Annotated in this window: 1 protein-coding gene; it reads right to left on the bottom strand. The window is 32.6% G+C overall.

The features are described from left to right. Positions 1-456: 456 nt before the first annotated feature. Positions 457-1,107 (bottom strand): hypothetical protein, encoded by a 651-nt coding sequence (locus F598_RS0114080; RefSeq protein WP_157595033.1) that lies wholly within the window; start codon positions 1,105-1,107, stop codon positions 457-459. Positions 1,108-1,214 lie beyond the last annotated feature (107 nt).

The following is a 1,214-nucleotide window of genomic DNA, read 5'->3' as shown; positions in this document are numbered from 1 at the left end:
CATTGCGTGGAATTTTCGGTAGAAAATTCAGTCGCAATGAGCTATACACTCTGTTGTAGGTAGATTTTATTAAGATTCGGTTTATAATTGATCTTTTTATTATTCTTTAAATCGGAGTCGAGCAGAGGTGACAAAGCAGTCAACAATTAATTTCGATCATTATTTCAGCTGCTCTGGCGCCGAAATCCATTCAGCCGTTTGAGACACAAAACAAACTATTCAGTCGTAAATTTCCGTTTTAAACCTTCCATACAGCCGACTGACTTTTCGTTTATCACACCAAGCAATTAATGAAATTCTTTCACACAGTATTTTTTGATCAATTTACCTACAACGTCTCGCGTATATGGTTTGTGGCGGGATAAAAACCGTCCGCCTTTCGGTTAAGCTTTAAATTTCCTAAAAATACTATAATTTTCGATTTAGCACAAAATCCGCCATAAACTATATACGCTGTTACCTGCTGGCTTTTTTTTCGAGTATGATTTTCAGTTTTGCTTTATAATCTTCAAAATTATTTTCCATTGAAATCATAAAACTTCCTTTTCCGAGTCTCCATGTTCTTAAATCATATTGATTTCCATTTTGTTCAATTTTGGAATTTGACAGTTTTATAAATATTTTCTGATTTTTTTTTGAATTATAATAATCCCCGTCCAAAGTTTTAAATTCAGTCCTTGGTAAGGTTTCATTAATATTTGATGATGTGAAAATAATTCCATTTTCTGGAACTTGAATTATTTTCCACAACGTAAAATCATTTATTCCGAGTTTGTTTTCTTTATCAACATTATAAACTACAGTTACATATTCCTTTGAGAAATTATCAGGTAAAACAAATATCAGTGGTCTGTTTTGGTATTGATAAAAACCAATAAAAATGAAAACAACTGAAAATTCGATAACTAATATATTTTTCCAATTCTTTACAAATCGTTTTAGAACTAAGTCCGCTATCAACAAAATAATTGATGTCCCAAAAAGGGCTAAAACTATTAAAAATTCCCATTGTTGACCATCCATTTCCGTCATCAGAATATAAATCGCCCAAATCAATGAGAGAATAATCAGTATAAGAAATGGTGTTATTTTACGCAGAATTTTCATCAGCTTGCAGGTAACGTTCGTGTGTATGGCTTCGTTGCGAGCAAACTAGCGCACATCTTTCAGCCGTGGCTGAAAGATAGGACATTGCGTGGAATTTTCGGTAGAAA

It is taken from the genome of Psychroflexus tropicus DSM 15496 (genome assembly GCF_000378765.1).
Lineage (GTDB): Bacteria > Bacteroidota > Bacteroidia > Flavobacteriales > Flavobacteriaceae > Psychroflexus > Psychroflexus tropicus.
Note: the sequence above shows the minus strand (reverse complement) of the source record. Positions and strands in the feature narration are given on the sequence as shown.